Genomic DNA, 17,685 nt, shown 5'->3' with positions numbered 1-17,685 from the left:
AAAACGGGACATCCGACGGAGAATGCAATGAATCCCCGCCAAGCCTTTTTCGACTGTCTGCACCGCTCGCCTCCGGCGCTGTTCGAGGCCGCCTTATGGATCGCCGCCGAGCATGACCCTGCTGTGGAGCCACGGGTAATCCTGGCTGACTTCGCGGTGCTGCATCAGCAGGTCAGCCTTGCCATGCCGCTGCTGCCGGCCGATGAGTTGGGCCAGCCGTTGCTGCGGATAATGAACGACCTGGGGTTCGCCCAGGACGATTTCACCCCCTTGCGCCCCGCCGCCGCACTGTTGGACAAGGTGTTGCAGCGCCGACGCGGGCAACCCCTGGCCCTGGGTCTGATTGCCCTGGAGTTGGCGCGGCGCCTGGGAATTCCCATGGCTGGGGTCAACTTTCCGGGGCATTTCCTGCTACGGGTGAGCGGTGCCGATCATTTGCTCGATCCTTGTGGCGGGCGGCGGCTGTACCCCAACGACTGCCGCGAATTGCTGCAACGTCAGTACGGCCCCAATCTCAAGCTGCAAGCCGAACACTTGCGCAGCGCCGAGCCGCGGCTGATCCTGCAACGGCTGTCGCGCAACCTGCGGCAACTGCACGTGGCCAATGACAATCACCTGGCTGCGCTGATCGATGCCGAACGGGTGCTGGAACTGGGCGACGCCAATGCCGCTGACTATCTGGCGAGGGCCAGTCTGTACAAGCATCTGGATTGCCCGAATGCCGAGCGCTTCGATCTTGAGCATGCGCTGTTGCTCAGTGAAGACCCGGTGCAGCGGCTGCGCCTGACTGAACGCCTGGGCCACCTGCCACCTGGCGCGGTGGTGCATTGAAGGGGGCCGACCGTTAAACCGCATCACCCCCATCGCAGCCTCGCCGGGGCTCGACAGCCCCCCAGGTAAGCATGGTGCTCTTCAGGTTTTGAGGATATCGCCACGCAGTGAATCTTTTGGCGTCGTGGCCCCGGGCGAACGCACCTGAATGATCAACAACGCAGCAATCACCGCCGGAATCGCGCAGAAGAAGAAAATCTGCTGCACCGGGACATGCATCGCCAGCAGCATGCTGCCAAACAGCGGCCCCAGGATCGAACCAAAGCGCCCGACACCCAACGCCCACCCCGTGCCCGTGGCCCGCACATGGGCTGGATAGAAGTTGCTGGCAAAGGCATTGAGGGTCAACTGGCCACCGATGATGCAAAAGCCCGCCGCAAACACAAACGCCACCAGGTAATGCGGGTTGTCGTGATTGAGCCCCAGCAGAATCGTGCACACCGCTGCGGCCGCCAGCACACCCGAGAGCAAGCGCACTTTGCTTTTCAGGCGGTCGGCAAACCAGGCCATGCCAATCGCGCCCAAGGTGCCGGCGAACAGGAACATCGAAGTCACCAGGTTGGCTTTATTCAAGGCCATGCCACTTTCCAGCAACAGTGACGGCAACCAACTGATCATGAAATACAGCAGGATTAGGCTGACGAAAAAGGTCGACCAGATCAGCAACGTTGGCCGCGCATAACCATTGCGGAACAACTCCACCACCGTCAGTTTGCTGCCCTGTTCCTGGCGATTCTGCTCTTCGCTGGCCGCCGGTGCCTGCCAGCCTGGCAGCATGCGCGCCGTGACTTTTTGCAGGCGCGCATAGGGCGGCGCATCGCGCAACAAACGTGGTAAGGACTCAGGCAGCAGCCATGCCAGAAACGGGAACAACAGCAATGGCGTCACGCCACCTGCGAGAAACACCGCCTGCCAGCCGAAGCTGTCGATAAAGCCCGCCGCGACAAAACCACCCGCCGCCCCGCCGAACGAGAAGCCACAGGCCGCCAACGTCACCATCAGGGTGCGCATGCGCGGTGGCGAATACTCCGACATCAAGGCCATGGCACTGGGCATCGCGCCGCCCATGCCAATACCGCAGATAAAACGCGCGACCATCAGCGTTTCGAGGGAATTGGCGAACACCATCAACACCGTGAGACTGGCGTAGATCAGCACGCAAGCGAGCAAAATACGGCGCACGCCAAAGCGATCCGCCAAGGGCGTCACCGCCAGGGAGCCAAGGGTCAGCCCCAGCAGGTTGGCACTGAATACTGGGCCGAAGGCGGCTTTTTCCAGGCCCCAGTCCTGGGCCAGTGCCGGCACTACATAACCCAGCACCTGGGCATCGTAGCCATCGGTCACCAGCAACAACGCCAACAACAGAAGAATCAACCGCTGATAGCGCGACACCGGACGGGCGTCGAGTGCCGCGCGAAAGCTGGCAATCTGATTGTGCATCGCAAGGTACCTATTTTGTTTTTATGGGTATCACTTGTAGGAGCTGGCTTGCCTGCGATGGCGGTGTATCAGCCATAGGAATATTGACTGACACACTGCCATCGCAGCATCGGTATCTACACAACTTTGCCGCAACGCCTAGATCCAGGCATATAGCGCAGTTGTGGCGAGCGGGCTTGTCCCGCGCTGGGCTGCGAAGCAGCCCTAAACCCGCCTATCGCGGTTTATATGAAGAAACGCGGCGGGCTTATTGAGGCTGCTTCGCAGCCCAGCGCGGGACAAGCCCGCTCGCCACGGGGGAGTTCATCAGTTTGTGAAAGTTGTGTAGATACTTATGGCCATCGCAGGCAAGCCGGCTCCTACAGGGGTTAGGGGGGTGTCAGGTTGGTTGGAGGGGTGGGCCTGGATGAACGCAGGATGTTTGGCTGCCAAGGCCGCGACACGCAGGATCCGTGGATAGTTGTCCAGTGCCACCTTGAAGCGCTCCGCCGCGTACAACTGAGGGATCAGGAAGGTATCCGCCAAGCCAGGCTGCTCGCCAAAGCAGTAACCCTGGTCGCCAATTAATTGCTCAACGGCGCCCAGGCCCAGGCTGATCCAATGCCCGATCCATTCCAGCAACTGCGCTTCGTCATGCCCCCACTGGCGCAACAGGTTCTGGGTGCTGGAGTTGTGCAGCGGGTGAATATCACAGCCGATGATCGCGGCCACCGCGCGCTCATGGGCGCGGGTCGCCAGGTCCTCGGCCAGTAGCGCGGGCTGTGGATAACGTTCATCCAGGTACTCGATGATCGCCGGCGACTGGATCAGCAGCTCACCTTCATCGGTGCGCAAAGCCGGGACACGGCCCTGCGGGTTGATCGCCAGGTATTCGGGCTGGCGATTGGCGCCGCCCTTGGGTACCAGCAGGTTGACCGGCAGCGCGGTGAACGCCAGGCCCTTGAGTGCCAGCGCGATGCGCACCCGATAGGACGCCGTGGAACGGTAGTAGGTATAGAGTTCCATGCCCCGGCCCTCTTAGCGCGCCGCGACTACGGTGCCACGGCATTCGCCAAAGCCGATGGAGGCAAATCCATCACGCTGGCAGCGGGCACGCAGGATGATTTCGTCGCCGTCTTCAAGGAATTTGCGCACCTCGCCCGAGGCCAGTTCGATGGGCTTTTTCCCGCCTTCGGTGATTTCCAGCAGGCTGCCGAACTGGCCGGCCTCAGGGCCCGACAAGGTGCCGGAACCAAACAGGTCGCCTGCCTGCAATTGGCAGCCATTGACACTGTGGTGCGCGACCATTTGCGCCACGGTCCAATACATGTGCTGGGTGTTACTCAGGGTCAGGCGATGGGCTGGCAGGTTCTGCTCGCGCATCGCGGCCGTGGTGAGCAGCACTTCCAGTTCGATATCAAAGCCGCCAGCGGCCTGGTCACGGGTGTCCAGCAGGTACGGCAGCGGCTGCGGGTCACCGCCCGGGCGTGCGGGCTGGGCCTTGCGGAACGGTTCCAGGGCTTCGGCGGTGACCACCCACGGCGAGATGCTGGTGATAAAGCTTTTGGACAGGAACGGCCCCAGCGGCTGGTATTCCCAGGCCTGGATATCCCGCGCTGACCAGTCGTTGAGCAGGCAGAAGCCGGCGATATGCTCGGCGGCGTCGCCAATGGCAATCGAGTCGCCCATGGCGTTGCCCTGGCCGATCCAGATGCCCAGTTCCAATTCATAGTCCAGGCGTGCGCAGGGGCCGAAAGTCGGTTCGGTCTGGCCGGCTGGCAGGGTCTGGCCCTTAGGCCGGCGTACGTCGGTGCCGGAGGTACGGATGGTCGAGGCGCGGCCGTGATAACCGATCGGCACGTACTTGTAGTTGGGCAGCAAGGGGTTGTCGGGGCGGAACAGTTTGCCGACGTTCTGCGCGTGCTCGATGCCGACGTAGAAGTCGGTGTAGTCGTTGATTTTTGCCGGCAGGTGCATCTGGCAATCGGCGGCCAGCGGCAACACCTGGGCGCCCAGGGCTTGCAGCTTGGCCTGCTGTTCGCTGCCCTCGGCCAGCAGTTCCAGCAGGCGTTCGCGCAGGGCAACCCGTGGGCCACGGCCCAGTTCGAAGAAGGCGTTCAATTGGCCGCCTGCCATGGCGTCGATGGCGCGGCGCGCGTCACCGTCAAACAGCTCACGGGCGGCCTGCAGATCAAAAATATGCTCGCCAATCGCCACGCCACTGCGCGGCGCCGAACCGTTGAGGCTGAAGATGCCCAGGGGCAGGTTCTGCAGGGGGAAATCCGTGTGACCGTTGGCCGAGGCCACCCAACTACGGGTGAGAGTGGACTGAGTCATGGTTTATCTCCGATTCGGGTTGAAGGTTGCCGGCAACGTGGCCCAGCAAGCGTCGTAAGTGTTTTGCAGTTGCGGGCAGTCCAGGGCGAACCGGGTCGGGCGCAGCACCTGGCTGGTCTCGAACATGAAGGCCATGGTGTTATCGATCTTGTGCGGCGCCAGGTCTACGGCGATGGCCTTGGTGCAGGTCTCGCCATCCGGACCATGGGCGCTCATGCAACTGTGCAGCGACGCGCCGCCCGGCAGGAAGCCTTCGGCCTTGGCATCGTAGGCGCCCTGGATCAGGCCCATGTATTCGTTCATCAGGTTGCGGTGGAACCACGGTGGCCGGAAGGTGTTCTCGGCCACCATCCAGCGCGGCGGGAAGATCACGAAGTCGAGGTTGGCCAGGCCGTGGACGCTGGTGGGCGAGGTCAACACAGTAAAGATCGACGGGTCCGGGTGATCGAAACTCACCGTACCGATGGTGTTGAAGCGTCGCAGGTCGTATTTGTACGGCACGTTGTTGCCGTGCCAGGCCACCACGTTCAGCGGCGAATGATCCAGGGTGCAGCCCCACAGCTCGCCGAGGAATTTCTGCACCAGGGGCGTGGGTTGGGAAAGGTCTTCGTAGTGGGCGACCGGGGTCAGGAAGTCCCGGGGGTTGGCCAGGCCATTGCTGCCAATCGGCCCCAGGTCCGGCAGGCGCAACGGTGCACCATGGTTTTCGGCGACGTAACCGCGAGCCTGGGCATCCAGCAGCTCGATGCGAAATTTCAGGCCCCGAGGCAACACGACAATTTCCAGCGGCTCGACCTCCAGCACGCCCAACTCGGTGGCGATGCGCAGGCGGCCTTGCTCGGGAACGATCAACAGTTCGCCGTCGGCGTTAAAGAACACGCGCTCCATGGAGCGGTTGGCGCAGTAGTGATAGATGCTGATGCCTGAGGGCCTTTCGGCGACGGCGTTGGCCACCATGGCCACCAGCCCATCGATAAAGTCGGTGGGTTCTGCGGGAACATCCAGCGGGTTCCAGCGCAGGCGGTTGGGCGTGACCTCACCCAGCGGGCCACCGGCCAGTTGCCGTTCCAGCTTGATGAATGCCGGGTGATTGGCCGACGGCTGGATGCGATACATCCACGTGCGCCGGGCTTCGCTGCGCACCATAGTGAAGGCGGTACCGGAGAACAGCTCGGTGTACAGCCCGTAGGGCGCTTTTTGCGGGGAGTTCTGGCCGACCGGCAGTGCACCGGGCAAGGCTTCGCTGGCGAATTCATTGCCAAAGCCCGATTGATAATCGAGGGTCATGGATCGTCCTCAGTAAGGAAGTTGTTTTTATCGTAATCCAGTTACGCATAACGTAATTTGCTCCGTATCGACCGTCAAGCTATAAAGACCGCCATTCGTCTTTGGGACACACGTTCTCCATGGAAAAGCCGCCCGCTCCCCGCGACACCGGTAAACAGAAAGTCCGCTCGGCCGAAGTCGGCACCGACATCCTCAAGGCCCTGGCCGAACTGTCGCCGGCCACCTCCCTGTCGCGCCTGGCCGAACATGTGCAGATGCCCGCCAGCAAGGTCCACCGCTACTTGCAGGCCCTGATTGCCTCGGGTTTTGCCGAGCAGAACACCGCCACCAACCATTACGGCCTGGGTCGCGAGGCCCTGCGCGTGGGGCTGGCGGCGCTGGGCAGCATGGATGTGCTGAAAGTCGCCACCCTGCCCCTGGCGCAACTGCGCGATGAGTTGAATGAAACCTGCTTTCTCGCGGTATGGGGCAACCACGGCGCGACCGTGGTGCATATCGAACCGGCCGTACGCGCGGTCACGGTGGTGACGCAACTGGGGTCGGTGTTGCCGCTGCTCAGTTCCTCAACCGGGCTGGTGTTCAGTGCCTTTTTGCCGGAGCGGGAAACCGTGGATCTGCGCGCACAGGAGGTCCAGGCCGGTACCGCCCATGCGCTGGCGGACGACCAGGCGTATAGGCAGGCCTGTGAACAGATTCGCCAGCGTGGCCTGCATTTTGTGCATGGTTTGCTGATGCCGGGGGTCGATGCGCTGTCGGCGCCGGTCTTCAACGCGCTGGGGCAGGTGGTGGCGGTAATGACCGTGGTGGGGCCAACCTCGTTGTTCCATGCCGATGAAGATGGGCCCGCGGCCAGGCAATTACTTGCAGCGAGCCAGGCGGTGAGCTGGCGGATGGGGTATCAGCCCTGACTGCACGCACGCGGGTAAATGTGGGAGCTGCGTTGCTTGAAAATCAGGCCATCAGGCCCAGGGTCTTGGCCTTGGCCACCGCCTGGGTGCGGCGCTCCACCCCCAGCTTGCTGTGGATCCGCCGGGCATGGGTCTTTACGGTGTGCAGCGAGATAAACAACAGATCGGCAATTTCCAGGTTGGAGTTGCCCAGCGCAATCAGCTGCAGCACCTCCAATTCCCGTTGGCTCAGCGGGTTTTCCCCCGGTGCCGCCACCGCCTCTTGAGGTTCAAGCCCCAACTCACAGAGCAACCCCGGCTGGCGCAGGCGCAGTTCACGCACGGCTTGCTGCACCTGGCAGCGTGCCGCCAGGGCCAGCCCGGTTTGCAGCGAGCGCACCGCCTGCGCTCGCTCGCCCAGTTGCCAGGCCACCTCGCCCAATACCAGGTGCAACTCCACCTCCAGGCATTGCATGCCGCGCTCGCGGGCGGTGTCGAGCAAGGCGGTGAGTCGCTGGATAGGCTGCTCGGCCTGGCGCAGTTTGACTTGGGCCAGCACCAGCAGGTATTCCAGCCGGGGGATCAGTTCCAGGGTCGCCGGCGGTGCCTGTTTGGCCTGGGGGCCGTGATAGTGGCGCAGCACCCGGCTGACCGCTTCCTGGGTCAGCTCGGCCCGCCCCTGCTGTAACCAGAAGTGCCCGCTGAGCAACAGCAATACCGCCCGGTACACCGTGTCGGGCACATGCCGGCGTTGCATCAGGCGTTCGGCGTCACGCAGCTGGATAAACGCCTGGGCATAATCGCCACGATTGGCCGCCAGCATCGCCATCCCGAGGAAACCATAGAGCACACGCTTGTCCTGGCTGTGCAGGCACATGCCCATGCCCGCTTCGAGGCACTCGGTGGCCAACGCATCATGCCCCTGGCGCAAGGCCAGGTGGCCACGGCGCAAGGCTATCCGGCCCATCAATGGCCCGGCCTTGAGGCGCTGCTGCACCAGCATCGCCTGCACGCCTTCCAACAGGCTCTGGGCCCGGTAAGGTGCGCCTCGCTGTTCCAGCAGTTGCGCATGGTCAAGTTCCAGCACCGCCTCCAACAGCAACGACCCATTGGCCCGCGCCAGGCACAACGCCTCACGGTTGAGGGCCTGGGCCACGTCCAGTTCGCCGCGCAGCAACGCTTGCTGGGTCAGCCCCGACAAACACATTAACCGCGACGTCCAGGCACTCTCCGGCAAATCATTCAACGCCTCCAGAAAATGCTCGCGCGCAGGTACCGCGTCCCCCCCAAGATGCAACAACCAACCCCACTGCGCCTGCCAGCGCGCCAGCAGATGCCGTTGCAGGGCGGCTGTGGGTTGCGGGGTGAAGCGTGCCAGTTGGTCGATACATTGTGCGGCCTGGTCGAAACGCCCGGCAAACAGCAACGCGGCGGTGACCAGCCCCACCAGTTGCGCCGAACCGAGCATCAGTTCGTCGCCATGTTGCTCATGCAGACGCAATAACAGCACGGCGTTTTGCTGGCGGAACAAGTCTTCAAAGCTGAAGTGCTCCAACAGGCTGACCGCCACTTCGTATTCCTCAGCCAACAGCGCCTGCTCAAACGCCGCCTGCCAATCCTGGGCAGCGGTAAACCATTGGCAGGCGCGCCGATGCCAGGAGCGCCGGGCCGGCCAGGGTTCGTCGCGCAGCAACTGGGCCAGGGGCGGGAAGACCTGCAGCCAGTCTGGCGAGTCTTCCCAGGGCTCGATAAACGCACCCAGGGCCTGAAGGTCGCGCAGGTAGTCGGCGCCATCGCCAAACCCGAACAGGTGCTCGCACAATCCCGAGTTGAAACGCGGCAGATGCGCCAGAACCCGCCAGGCTTCCTCCAATTCTTCAGGCAGGGTGCTGAACAGCTCGTGTTGCAGATAATCGAGCAAGGTTTGCGAACGCCCATGCCAGGCGCCGCTGTCGGGATGGTTGTCGCCTTCGAGCAGGGCGATACGCACGCCTGCGCACCAGCCCGCAGAAAATTGCAGGACTTTGTCGGCGCACTGCCCGGCAGCGGCGTGATGATCGAGCAGTTGCTGGACCTCGCGCTGATCGAACGCTAACTCGCTGCCGCCGCATTCCCACAACTCATCATCGAGCAACAGCCTCGGCCAATTGCACGCCGGCCGACGCCGCGCACCCAGCCACCAGATCAAGGCCGGGCTACTGGACGCCAGTAGCCGATCGAGCAAGGCATCCAATGCGGGCGCCGCTACCCGGCAATAGTCATCGAGAAATAGCCAGGCCGGCGCTTGCCAGCGGCTCAAATCCAGCAGCAAGCTGGCTTCATCGACAAACGCCAGGCCCAGGCTTTGTGCCAGGCGCTGGCACAAAGCCTGGGGATCCAATGCCGTGCCATTGAGCGGCAACCAATACACCTGGCAACTCGACGGTGCCTGCTGGGCGCATTCGGCCAACAAGGCACTCTTGCCACTGCCGGCCGGCGCACACAGCAACCTGACCCGCGCCTCGGCCCCCAACAACGGCTCGGCCAGGCGTGGGCGCAGCAAATGGTGGGAAGACAAACGTGGCATGAATCCAGGACGATCCAGGCGACGGGTCATGGCGGTCATTACAGCGTCCCTTTTTTATTTTTATGCGGCGTGCGGCCTACCGTAGTCCCCTCGATGGGCGTTGTTGAAGAAGTATTCAGCGGGCTGATTGCCGGACATAAAAAAGCCGGGCTTCAAAACAAGCCCGGCACGATCAAAGGTGGGAACTGGCTTGCCTGCAATGGCCATCGGTATCTACACAATTTTGCCGCAACGCATAAATCCAAGCAGATAGAGCTGCAGTGGCTGTGGCTGTGACTGTGGCTGTGGCGAGCGGGCTTGCCCCGCGCTGGGCTGCAAAGCAGCCCCAAAACCAGCCGCTACGGAGTGTCTGATACACCGCATTCGGCTGACTGGGGCTGCTTCGCAGCCCAACGCGGGGCAAGCCCGCTCGCCACGGGGAGTTCGTCGGTGTTTGAGTGTTGTGCAGATGTCGGTGCACTCATTTACCTGACACTCCGCCATCGCAGGCAGCTCCCACAATGATGGGATTTACAATCCTTGGATCAGCGTACGCCCGAGGCGCGCAGGGCCGAGGGGGTGTAGTCCGCCGCCTTGGCATTGAAGCCGAACACAAAGCTGCTCTTCTCCTCATTCTTCATGCCCAGGGCGATGTAGCGGCCAGCGATGATGTCGTACAGGGTCTCGACGGTGTAGGCCGGGGTCTGGTGGTTGTAGTAGAACTGCGCATGACCTTCGGCAACGCGCCACAGTTGGCCACGACCGTCGTAGTGATCCACCAGCGCCACCTGCCAGCTGTCTTCGTCGATGTACATGTGCCGCTTGGCGTAGATGTGCCGCTCGCTCGGCTTGACGGTGCCCACCACCTCCCACACCCGGTGCAGTTCGTAGCGGGTCAGGTCTTGGTTGATATGCCCGGCCTTGATGATGTCGTCGTACTTGAGCGAAGGCGAGTCGAGCTTGTAGGCGTTGTAGGGAATGTACATTTCCTTCTTGCCCACCAGCTTCCAGTCGTAGCGATCTGGCGCACCGGAGAACATGTCGAAGTTATCCGAGGTGCGCAGGCCGTCGGACGCAGTGCCCGGCCCGTCGTAGGCCACTTGCGGTGCGCGGCGCACGCGGCGTTGGCCGGCGTTGTAGATCCACGCCAGGCGCGGTTCCTTCACCTGGTCGAGGGTTTCGTGTACCAGCAGCACGTTGCCCGCCAGGCGCGCGGGTGCGGTGACCGACTGTTTGAAGAAGGTCAGCACGTTGGCGCCCTTGGCCGGGTCCATGTCCGGGATCAGTTGCGGCACCGCCACTTCTTCTTCGAAACGAATCGGCGTGTAGCTGCCGTTGGTCTGCGGTGTGGCCTGGGTGATGATGCGCCGCAGGTTGCCGCCGTGGTAACGGGTGATGTGGTTCCACAACACTTCGACGCCATTCTTCGGAATCGGGAAGGCGTAGTAGCGGTTGCCGGTGAAGTTCTCCAGGCCGTTGCCGTCGTTGATCGACTTGACGTTGAGCGCGCTGCGCTTGATCGACTCGTAGATATCGTCGGGCAGGTTGACGGTGCGGTGGGTGGTGTAGACCGGGATTTTGTAAGTCTCGGGGTAACGTTTGAACATCGCCACCTGGCCATCCGACAGCTTGTCCTTGTACTTGTCGACCGTGGCGGCGGTGATCACGAACAGCGGTTTCTCATTGGCGAACGGGTCGGCCAAAAAGCCCTTGCTGTCCACGGCGCCAGCGTTTTTCGGGATGCCGCCGGTCCAGGCCGGGATCGAGCCATCGGCATTACCGGCCTTTTCCGCGCCGACCGGGGTCAAGGTGGTCCCCAGCTTGGCGGCTTCTTCCGCTGACACAGCAGCCATCACGTTGGCGGCCAACAGGCTGAGGGCCAGTACGCCGCACTGCAAAATCATCTTACGCATGGTTATTGTCCTTGTTCTTTTTTAGCCGAATCAGAAGTTCACGCCAAAGCTGAGGGCGAGGAAGTCACGGTCGGTCAGGGTGTTGTAGTCACCGCCAAAAAAGTCGGTGTAGCTCAGGCTCGCGGTGTAGGTATTGCGGTAGTCCGCATCGACCCCGACGCTGAGGGCCTTGGCACCTTCGTTGAACAGACCGTTGGGGCCATAGCCCTTCACGTCATGGGACCAGGACAGGTTGGGCTTGAGGTTGATCCCGGCGATCACGTTGTTGTAATCGAGAATGGCCCTGGCGCGATAACCCCAGGAAGTCGCCGTGACGAAGCCGTCGGTGTCACCGCCAAAGCCGTATTGGCCGTAGACCGAATCGCGGCCGTAGCGCAGCTTGGTTTTGTTCTCCAGCCCGCCCACTCGCACGATGGCCGCCTCGCCCACTACGGTCAGGCGTTCGGCGCCCAGTACCTGGTCGAAAAACTGGGTCATGGTGGTTTGGAACTGGGTGATTTCCTTGCGCCGGTAGCCGGTGTTGTCGGCACCGAATGAGCTGCGGATGGGTGACACGGTGTTACCGGCAATCGGGTTGACCAGAGCCAGGGTCAGGTCGGTGGTGTTGAGTTGCACGGGCGCGTTGGGACGGTAGCTGATTTCCCCGGTCCAGGCCGTGCCGGTGGGCAAGGTGGTGGAAAAGCTGGCGCCGTACAGGCGGATGTCTTCCGGGTAATCCAGGTAGTACTGGCCGCGTCCGAGCATCACACTCTGCGCCAGGCCGGCGCCACTGCCAGGAGCAATGCCGTTGGCGGTATTGATGATATTGCCGATGGTCGCAAGGTTAGTGTTGGCCGTGAGCGTGCCCACGGTCGGCGTGCGGCTGTGGTAGTTCATGAAGTACAGGCCGTACTCGGTGTCATCGCCCAGCCAACGCAAGGCCATGCCGAACTGCCCGGAGTCGCGGGCATCACGGTCGGCGGCGCGGCGCACGATCACCCCTTCATTGGTCACGCCAAAACCCTGGCCGAACGCGGCGGCGACCGGTTGCAGCGGGCGGATCGCCGGGCTGCCGACGGTGTAGTTGTTGGTGCAGCCATCGGCCGCCACGTCGCCACCAAAGAAGGTGCCGCAGTTATCCAGCACCGTCTGGTCCCATTCCAGTTGGTAGAAACCTTCCACGGTCAGTTGGTTGGTCAGGCCCTGGGAGGCGAACAGCATGTTCACCGGAATCAGGCCCTCTTTAATCTCGGCGCCGGGCCGGCGGAAGGCCGAGACGTCGATGGGGTTGATGCTGTTGATGGAGTTGCCGATGAAAGTACTTTCGCCCCAACTGACCACCTGTTTACCGGCGCGCACGGTGCCCGGCAAATCCCACAGGGAGTAGTTGTGGTAGACGAAGGCATCGAGGATCTGCGCCCCGCTGGATTTGGAGCCTTCCTTGCGGTTGTGGTCGCTGATGGGCTTGAACTCGCGGTCTTCGTCCTTGAGTTCGAAGTCGTACCAGTATTTGCCCCGCACAAACACACCGGTATCGCCGTACTTGAGCTCCAGGTCGTGCAGGCCTTTGAAGATTTTCGAGAAGGTCTCGCCTTTCTTGAAGTTCAAGCGCCCATCATCCCCGGTGGAGGCCTGGCCACTGCCGCCGTTGACCGTGCCCACCAGCTTGCGGTCGGCATCGCGCATGCCCCAGCTGGCACCTACCGACAGCGACGAATCGAATTGCCCTTCGATCTCGCCGATGTTGAATGAAACGGCCTGCGCCTGAGCGCAGCAACCCAAAGCAACCGCAGCGGCCAGCGCCTGTGGCCTGAAGATGGCGCGCATTGTTGTTTTTGTCATGCGTCTTCCCCGGTGGTGTGACAGAAGGCCCCACCCTACTGCCCGCCATCAGGAGCGATAAGCGCACCAAGGAGGTATTCGTGTTGTCGCTCGAAAGGATGAGTGCAGGCTCTAGCGCGGGTATTGGCAGGCCTATCGACGTAGTGGATGAAGGACTATCAAGAGAATGGATAACCCCACGCCCCCTGTAGGAGCGAGCTTGCTCGCGAAGAACGTTAACGATGACGCGCGTTGCCTGGTTTAACGCGGCGCCCTTAAGTTTTTCGCGAGCAAGCTCGCTCCTACAGGGGGCGGGTACTGTTGTTGTTTTGGTAACAGTCCTTGTCCTGAATCAGTATTTTTCATACCGCTACAAGGGACTATTCTTACCGGGCTTTCAGAACAAACCATCCGTTTCCTGGAAGCCAATTTTCAACAGATCGAAGCGTATTTTCAGTCTGTTACCCGTGTTCACTGACGTTGATTTGTAGCTCCTTGATCCAACGTCTTACTTCGGCCGCTGCGTATGCAGCGGCCTTTTTTATGCCTGAAACAAAGCGGGGCGCCATCAGCGCCCCGCAGGATTGAATATTTTCAGGTAACGATCAGAGGCTGTATTTGTGCAGGTTGTCCATCATCTCTTTCAGGGCTTCGATGTTGTCCTTGGGATGGGCCGCCCCTTCAAAGTCGCAGATCTGCTGCCAGTGCGCCGCCACATCCTCTGGCGAGAAGCCTGCCTCGGGATCAAAGCCCACGCCCAGGCTGCGCTCCCAACGGGTCTTGCCGATCCAGCCGCCCCCCACTTCGAACAGCCCGGAGGTTTCCTGGCACGCCTCGCTGCCCAGGTACACCACCAGCGGGCTGACCAGCTCGGGCTTGAGCCGCTCGAACACCTGTGGCGGGATCAGGCCTTCGGTCATGCGCGTGCCGCCCGTGGGCGCGATGGCATTGACCAGGATGTTGTTCTTGCGCCCTTCCAACGCCAGGGTACGGGTCAGGCCATACAGGCCGAGCTTGGCCATGCCGTAGTTGGACTGGCCGAAGTTGCCGTAGATGCCCGACGTCGAAGCCGTGAAAATCACCCGGCCATAACCCTGCTCGCGCATATGCGGCCAGGCAGCGCGGGTGACTTTGTAGGCACCTTCGACGTGCACGCGGTAAACCAGGTCCCAGTCGCCGTCCTCCATTTTATGAAAGGTCTTGTCGCGCAGGATCCCGGCGTTGTTCACCACCACGTCGATGCGGCCAAACACCTTGAGGGCGTGCTGCACGATCTTTTCGCCGTCGGTCACCGAGTCATGGTTGGCCTCGGCAATGCCACCAGCCTCGCGGATCTCGGCCACTACGCGGTCGGCCGCCGAGGCGTTGGCGCCTTCGCCCTGAGTCGAGCCGCCAAGGTCGTTGACCAGAACTTTGGCCCCGTGCCTGGCGAACAACAGCGCATGGGCACGACCCAAGCCGCCACCGGCCCCGGTGACGATCACGACTTTATCTTGGAACTGCACAGACTCACTCATAGGGAACTCCAGCGAAGACAGTGGACGATGGGTTGAGTGTCAGGCACGGAGCTTGTGGTCACAATAAATACGGGCGGGGGTGAATGGTGCGCAATAAGGTACGGGGATGATCGGCTCGTGTAGAAGCTGGCTTGTGTGGGAGCTGGCTTGCCTGCGATTGCATCACCTCGGTGCAACTGATTTACCGAGGTGTGCGCATCGCAGGCAAGCCAGCGCCTACATACGCCAGTTCCCATAGTTGATCTTTACTGGCCTCGATACCCTCGCGAAACGCCAGGTAGTGCTTGAGCACCTGCACCGGCGCCTCCACCTGCGGGTAGTGGCCGATGTTGGCCAGCAACACCGTGTCGGCATCGGGTATCAGCTCGCGGTAGCGCGCAACCATATGCGCGCCGGAGATCGGGTCGACTTCGCCATCGATCACCCGCAACGGCACTTCACCGCGCTGCATGGCTGCTAACCAGCGCTCGCGTTGGCGTCGGCGCTGGGGGATATAAGCGATGAGTTTGTGCAGGATCCGTGGGCCGTCGTTGTTTTCGATCAGACTCCAGAAGTCATCCAGAGCGCTTTCGCTGGGGCGGGTGCCGGGGCCGAAGATCTGCTTGAAGCTGTCGGCCAGGGCGTTGCGCCCGAATGCACGGCCGATCATCCACCCCACGGGGCTGAGCAGTAGTTTTTGTACCAGCGCCGCGCGGTGGGTCTCGGGGAAGAGCCCGCCGTTGAGAAATACACAACTGGCCAGTTGGAACCTGCCCTCGTAGTGTCGGGCGAGCAGCTCTTGGGCCACGCTGTCGCCGTAGTCATGGGCCATGATATGCACCGGCTGCTGCACTCGCAGGTGGGCCAGTAATGCCTGCTGCAGGTCAGCCTGTTCCAGCAGGCAATAGGTGTGGTCAAGGGGCTTGGCCGAGTCGCCAAAACCGAGCATGTCGCAGGCAATCACCAGGTTGCGCTGGGCCAGGGGCTGCCAGAGGTAATGCCAGTCCCAACTGGCACTGGGGAAGCCGTGGATCAGCAGCAATGGCTCGCCTTGCCCGGCCACCCAGTAACGGATGGTCTGCCCACGAAAGACAAAACTCTGCCCGCGCTTGCGCCAGGCGCTCAGGGGGATCTCGGCCAATGGCATTAGAGTCGGTATCCAGGGTCTTGTTGATCGAGCTTGCGCAGCAACGCCGGCCAGGCCAATGCCCCGCCCATGCCTTGGGCGCTCTTGGTCACGCCGGCAATCATCGCCTTGGCCCCCGCCAGAATCTGCGGCTCGATGGCGATCAATTCGGCCCCGCCGTTTTGCGCCAGCACCTGGATATCGCAAGCGCGCTGGAAGGTGAACATCATCAGGAAGGTATCGGCGATGGTCGCGCCGCAGGTCAGCAGGCCATGGTTGTGCAGCATCAGGAAATTGTTCGGCCCCAGGTCGGCTTGCAGGCGGGCCTTTTCCTCGTGGTTCAGCGCCACACCTTCGTAGGCGTGATAAGCCAGGCTCGAGAGCACGAACAACGATTGCTGGCTGATCGGCAGCACGCCCTGTTTCTGCGCCGAGACGGCCACGCCGGCGGCGGTATGGGTGTGCAATACGCACACCACGTCGTGGCGAACCTCGTGTACCGCGCTGTGGATGGTGTAGCCCGCCGGATTGATCTCGTAGGGGCTGTCCATCAGCTTGTTGCCGGCCTGGTCGACCTTGACCAGACTGGAGGCGGTGATTTCGTGGAACATCAGCCCGAACGGGTTGATCAGGAAGTCTTCGGTACCCGGCACCTTGGCCGAAATGTGGGTGAAAATCAGATCATCCCAGCCATGCATGGCCACCAGGCGATAGCAGGCTGCAAGGTCGATACGGGCCTGCCATTCGGCAGCGCTGACCTGGTCTTTTACACTCTGTGTCGATTGAACGGTGGCTAGGCTCACGGCAATGACCTCGACGCTGTGGTGTTCTTATTATTTTTGGACTGGAGGGCCAGTCTAGTCAGACCTCGGGCAAGCCGTAGTTGCGTTGGCAGCCAGCTTGATGACCGAGCGAGTCAACCGTGAGGATAGTTCGGATTCGTACAATGTGGTGTCAGAGAAGCGACGCCAATAAAGGTGCGGCAAACAGGTTGAGCAGCCCCGTCAGCACCATCACCAGCCCCGCCACCGAGCCCTCTTCGCCGCCCACTTCATGGGCACGACTGACGCCAGCACCGTGGGCGCCCACGCCAAACAACGCGCCCCGCGCCAGGGCGCTGCGCAGCGGCAACCACTTGAGCAGCACCCCGCCAAGCAGCGCACCGAACACACCGGTGAACATCACGAATACCGCCGTGAGTTCCGGCACGCCGCCCAGGTCGTGGGCCAGGGGCATGGCAAAGGGCGTGGTGATCGAGCGCGGCACCAATGACAGGGTGACCGAACTGTCCAGAGCCAGCGCCTTGGCCAGACCGAAAGAAGTGCCGATGGACGCCGCGCTACCCGCCAGCATCCCCAGCAACAATGCCGACCAGTGGCGTATCAACAGCTGGCGCTGCTGCCAGATCGGGATGGCGAACGCCACCGTCACCGGTCCCAACACCAGCATCAGCCAATGGGTGTCGGTGGCGTACTCGGCATAGGCGGTGTTCAGCGGCACGGCCACCGCCAGCAGCAGCGCGGGTACCAGGATCAGCGGCGACAGCAGGTAGCGCCCGGTACGCCGGTAGATCCAGCGGCTGAAGCCATAGGCCACAAGGGTCAGGGCCAGCCAGAACAGCGGCATCAATTCAAGCTTCATGGCGCAGCTTCCAGCGGCAGACGAGTTCAACGGTAAATGCCGTGACCAACATCACCATCAGGGTGCTAAGAGCGATCACCAACAGAATGCGCCAACCGTCGTGGCGCATCAGCCCACCGTAATCGAGCAGGCTCATCAACGCCGGGATAAAGAACAGCAGCATCTCCGCCATCAGCATGCCAGCACCCAATTGCAGGGCTGCCGGCTTGATCAAGCCACTGGCGAACACCAGCAACAGCAGGCCCAGGCCTATGACCCCGCCCGGAATCGGCCAGGCCAGCCACAGGGCCACTTGGCAGCCCAGCAGGTAAATCGCCAGTAATACCAGCAGCTCAACCAGCAACCGGGCCAAATGTTTGAAGGTGAAACGTTTAGTAGACATGGGTTCCTCGCAGGCCCTCAT

At 62.0% G+C, this 17,685-nt stretch carries 15 protein-coding genes; 3 read left to right on the top strand and 12 right to left on the bottom strand.

Translation table 11 applies throughout. The annotated features are described in order from the left end of the window. Nucleotides 1-27 precede the first annotated feature (27 nt). Nucleotides 28-831: a SirB1 family protein gene (locus JTY93_RS04660; protein ID WP_205477103.1), complete on the top strand. Its 804-nt coding sequence runs from the start codon at nucleotides 28-30 to the stop codon at nucleotides 829-831. 81 nt (nucleotides 832-912) lie between these two features. On the opposite strand, the gene JTY93_RS04655 is transcribed toward JTY93_RS04660, so the two are convergent. The 4 genes from JTY93_RS04655 to hmgA all read right to left on the bottom strand — a co-directional run bounded on the left by JTY93_RS04655 (nucleotide 913) and on the right by hmgA (nucleotide 5,874). Continuing rightward, a complete protein-coding gene (locus JTY93_RS04655) occupies nucleotides 913-2,271 on the bottom strand; it encodes an MFS transporter (RefSeq protein WP_205477104.1) in 1,359 nt (452 codons plus the stop codon). Between the two features lie 306 nt (nucleotides 2,272-2,577). Then, nucleotides 2,578-3,276 carry a maleylacetoacetate isomerase gene (gene maiA / locus JTY93_RS04650; RefSeq protein ID WP_205518977.1) on the bottom strand — a complete coding sequence of 233 codons (699 nt, stop codon included), beginning with the start codon at nucleotides 3,274-3,276 and terminating at the stop codon, nucleotides 2,578-2,580. A 12-nt stretch (nucleotides 3,277-3,288) separates the two neighbouring features. Then, nucleotides 3,289-4,587: a fumarylacetoacetase gene (gene fahA, locus JTY93_RS04645; RefSeq protein WP_205478396.1), complete on the bottom strand. Its 1,299-nt coding sequence runs from the start codon at nucleotides 4,585-4,587 to the stop codon at nucleotides 3,289-3,291. Nucleotides 4,588-4,590: 3 nt separating this feature from the next. After that, nucleotides 4,591-5,874, bottom strand: coding sequence for a homogentisate 1,2-dioxygenase (gene hmgA / locus JTY93_RS04640; RefSeq protein WP_205478394.1), 1,284 nt, complete (start codon nucleotides 5,872-5,874; stop codon nucleotides 4,591-4,593). A 119-nt stretch (nucleotides 5,875-5,993) separates the two neighbouring features. Here hmgA and JTY93_RS04635 point away from each other — a divergent pair, with 119 nt between their 5' ends. Beyond that, nucleotides 5,994-6,782: an IclR family transcriptional regulator gene (locus tag JTY93_RS04635; RefSeq protein ID WP_205478392.1), complete on the top strand. Its 789-nt coding sequence runs from the start codon at nucleotides 5,994-5,996 to the stop codon at nucleotides 6,780-6,782. Nucleotides 6,783-6,825: 43 nt separating this feature from the next. Here JTY93_RS04635 and JTY93_RS04630 read toward each other — a convergent pair whose 3' ends face one another. After that, a complete protein-coding gene (locus JTY93_RS04630; protein ID WP_205478390.1) occupies nucleotides 6,826-9,366 on the bottom strand; it encodes a LuxR C-terminal-related transcriptional regulator in 2,541 nt (846 codons plus the stop codon). Between the two features lie 54 nt (nucleotides 9,367-9,420). Between JTY93_RS04630 and JTY93_RS04625 the strand changes: the two genes are divergently transcribed. Beyond that, nucleotides 9,421-9,603, top strand: coding sequence for a hypothetical protein (locus JTY93_RS04625; protein WP_205478388.1), 183 nt, complete (start codon nucleotides 9,421-9,423; stop codon nucleotides 9,601-9,603). Nucleotides 9,604-9,851: 248 nt separating this feature from the next. Here the strand turns inward: JTY93_RS04625 and JTY93_RS04620 are convergent, their stop codons facing one another. The 7 genes from JTY93_RS04620 to JTY93_RS04590 form a co-directional block, all read right to left on the bottom strand. Then, nucleotides 9,852-11,219, bottom strand: a complete 1,368-nt coding sequence (locus JTY93_RS04620; protein ID WP_205478386.1) for a DUF1329 domain-containing protein — start codon at nucleotides 11,217-11,219, stop codon at nucleotides 9,852-9,854. Nucleotides 11,220-11,249: 30 nt separating this feature from the next. After that, on the bottom strand, nucleotides 11,250-13,040 hold the full coding sequence (locus JTY93_RS04615; RefSeq protein ID WP_205478384.1) for a DUF1302 domain-containing protein: 1,791 nt from the start codon (nucleotides 13,038-13,040) through the stop codon (nucleotides 11,250-11,252). 584 nt (nucleotides 13,041-13,624) lie between these two features. Continuing rightward, nucleotides 13,625-14,536 carry an SDR family oxidoreductase gene (locus JTY93_RS04610; protein WP_205478377.1) on the bottom strand — a complete coding sequence of 304 codons (912 nt, stop codon included), beginning with the start codon at nucleotides 14,534-14,536 and terminating at the stop codon, nucleotides 13,625-13,627. 181 nt (nucleotides 14,537-14,717) lie between these two features. Further along, a complete protein-coding gene (locus JTY93_RS04605) occupies nucleotides 14,718-15,662 on the bottom strand; it encodes an alpha/beta fold hydrolase (protein ID WP_205478376.1) in 945 nt (314 codons plus the stop codon). Continuing rightward, nucleotides 15,662-16,444, bottom strand: coding sequence for a class II aldolase/adducin family protein (locus JTY93_RS04600; protein ID WP_169996276.1), 783 nt, complete (start codon nucleotides 16,442-16,444; stop codon nucleotides 15,662-15,664). Before JTY93_RS04600 ends, JTY93_RS04605 begins: the two co-directional genes overlap by 1 nt. Nucleotides 16,445-16,595: 151 nt before the next feature. Further along, nucleotides 16,596-17,282, bottom strand: a complete 687-nt coding sequence (locus tag JTY93_RS04595; RefSeq protein ID WP_205478374.1) for an LrgB family protein — start codon at nucleotides 17,280-17,282, stop codon at nucleotides 16,596-16,598. Next, nucleotides 17,272-17,664, bottom strand: coding sequence for a CidA/LrgA family protein (locus JTY93_RS04590; protein ID WP_205478373.1), 393 nt, complete (start codon nucleotides 17,662-17,664; stop codon nucleotides 17,272-17,274). The genes JTY93_RS04595 and JTY93_RS04590 overlap by 11 nt, the downstream gene beginning before the upstream one ends. Nucleotides 17,665-17,685 lie beyond the last annotated feature (21 nt).

This window comes from Pseudomonas hygromyciniae, assembly GCF_016925675.1.
GTDB lineage: Bacteria > Pseudomonadota > Gammaproteobacteria > Pseudomonadales > Pseudomonadaceae > Aquipseudomonas > Aquipseudomonas hygromyciniae.
This window is presented reverse-complemented; position numbering and strand designations above follow the sequence as displayed.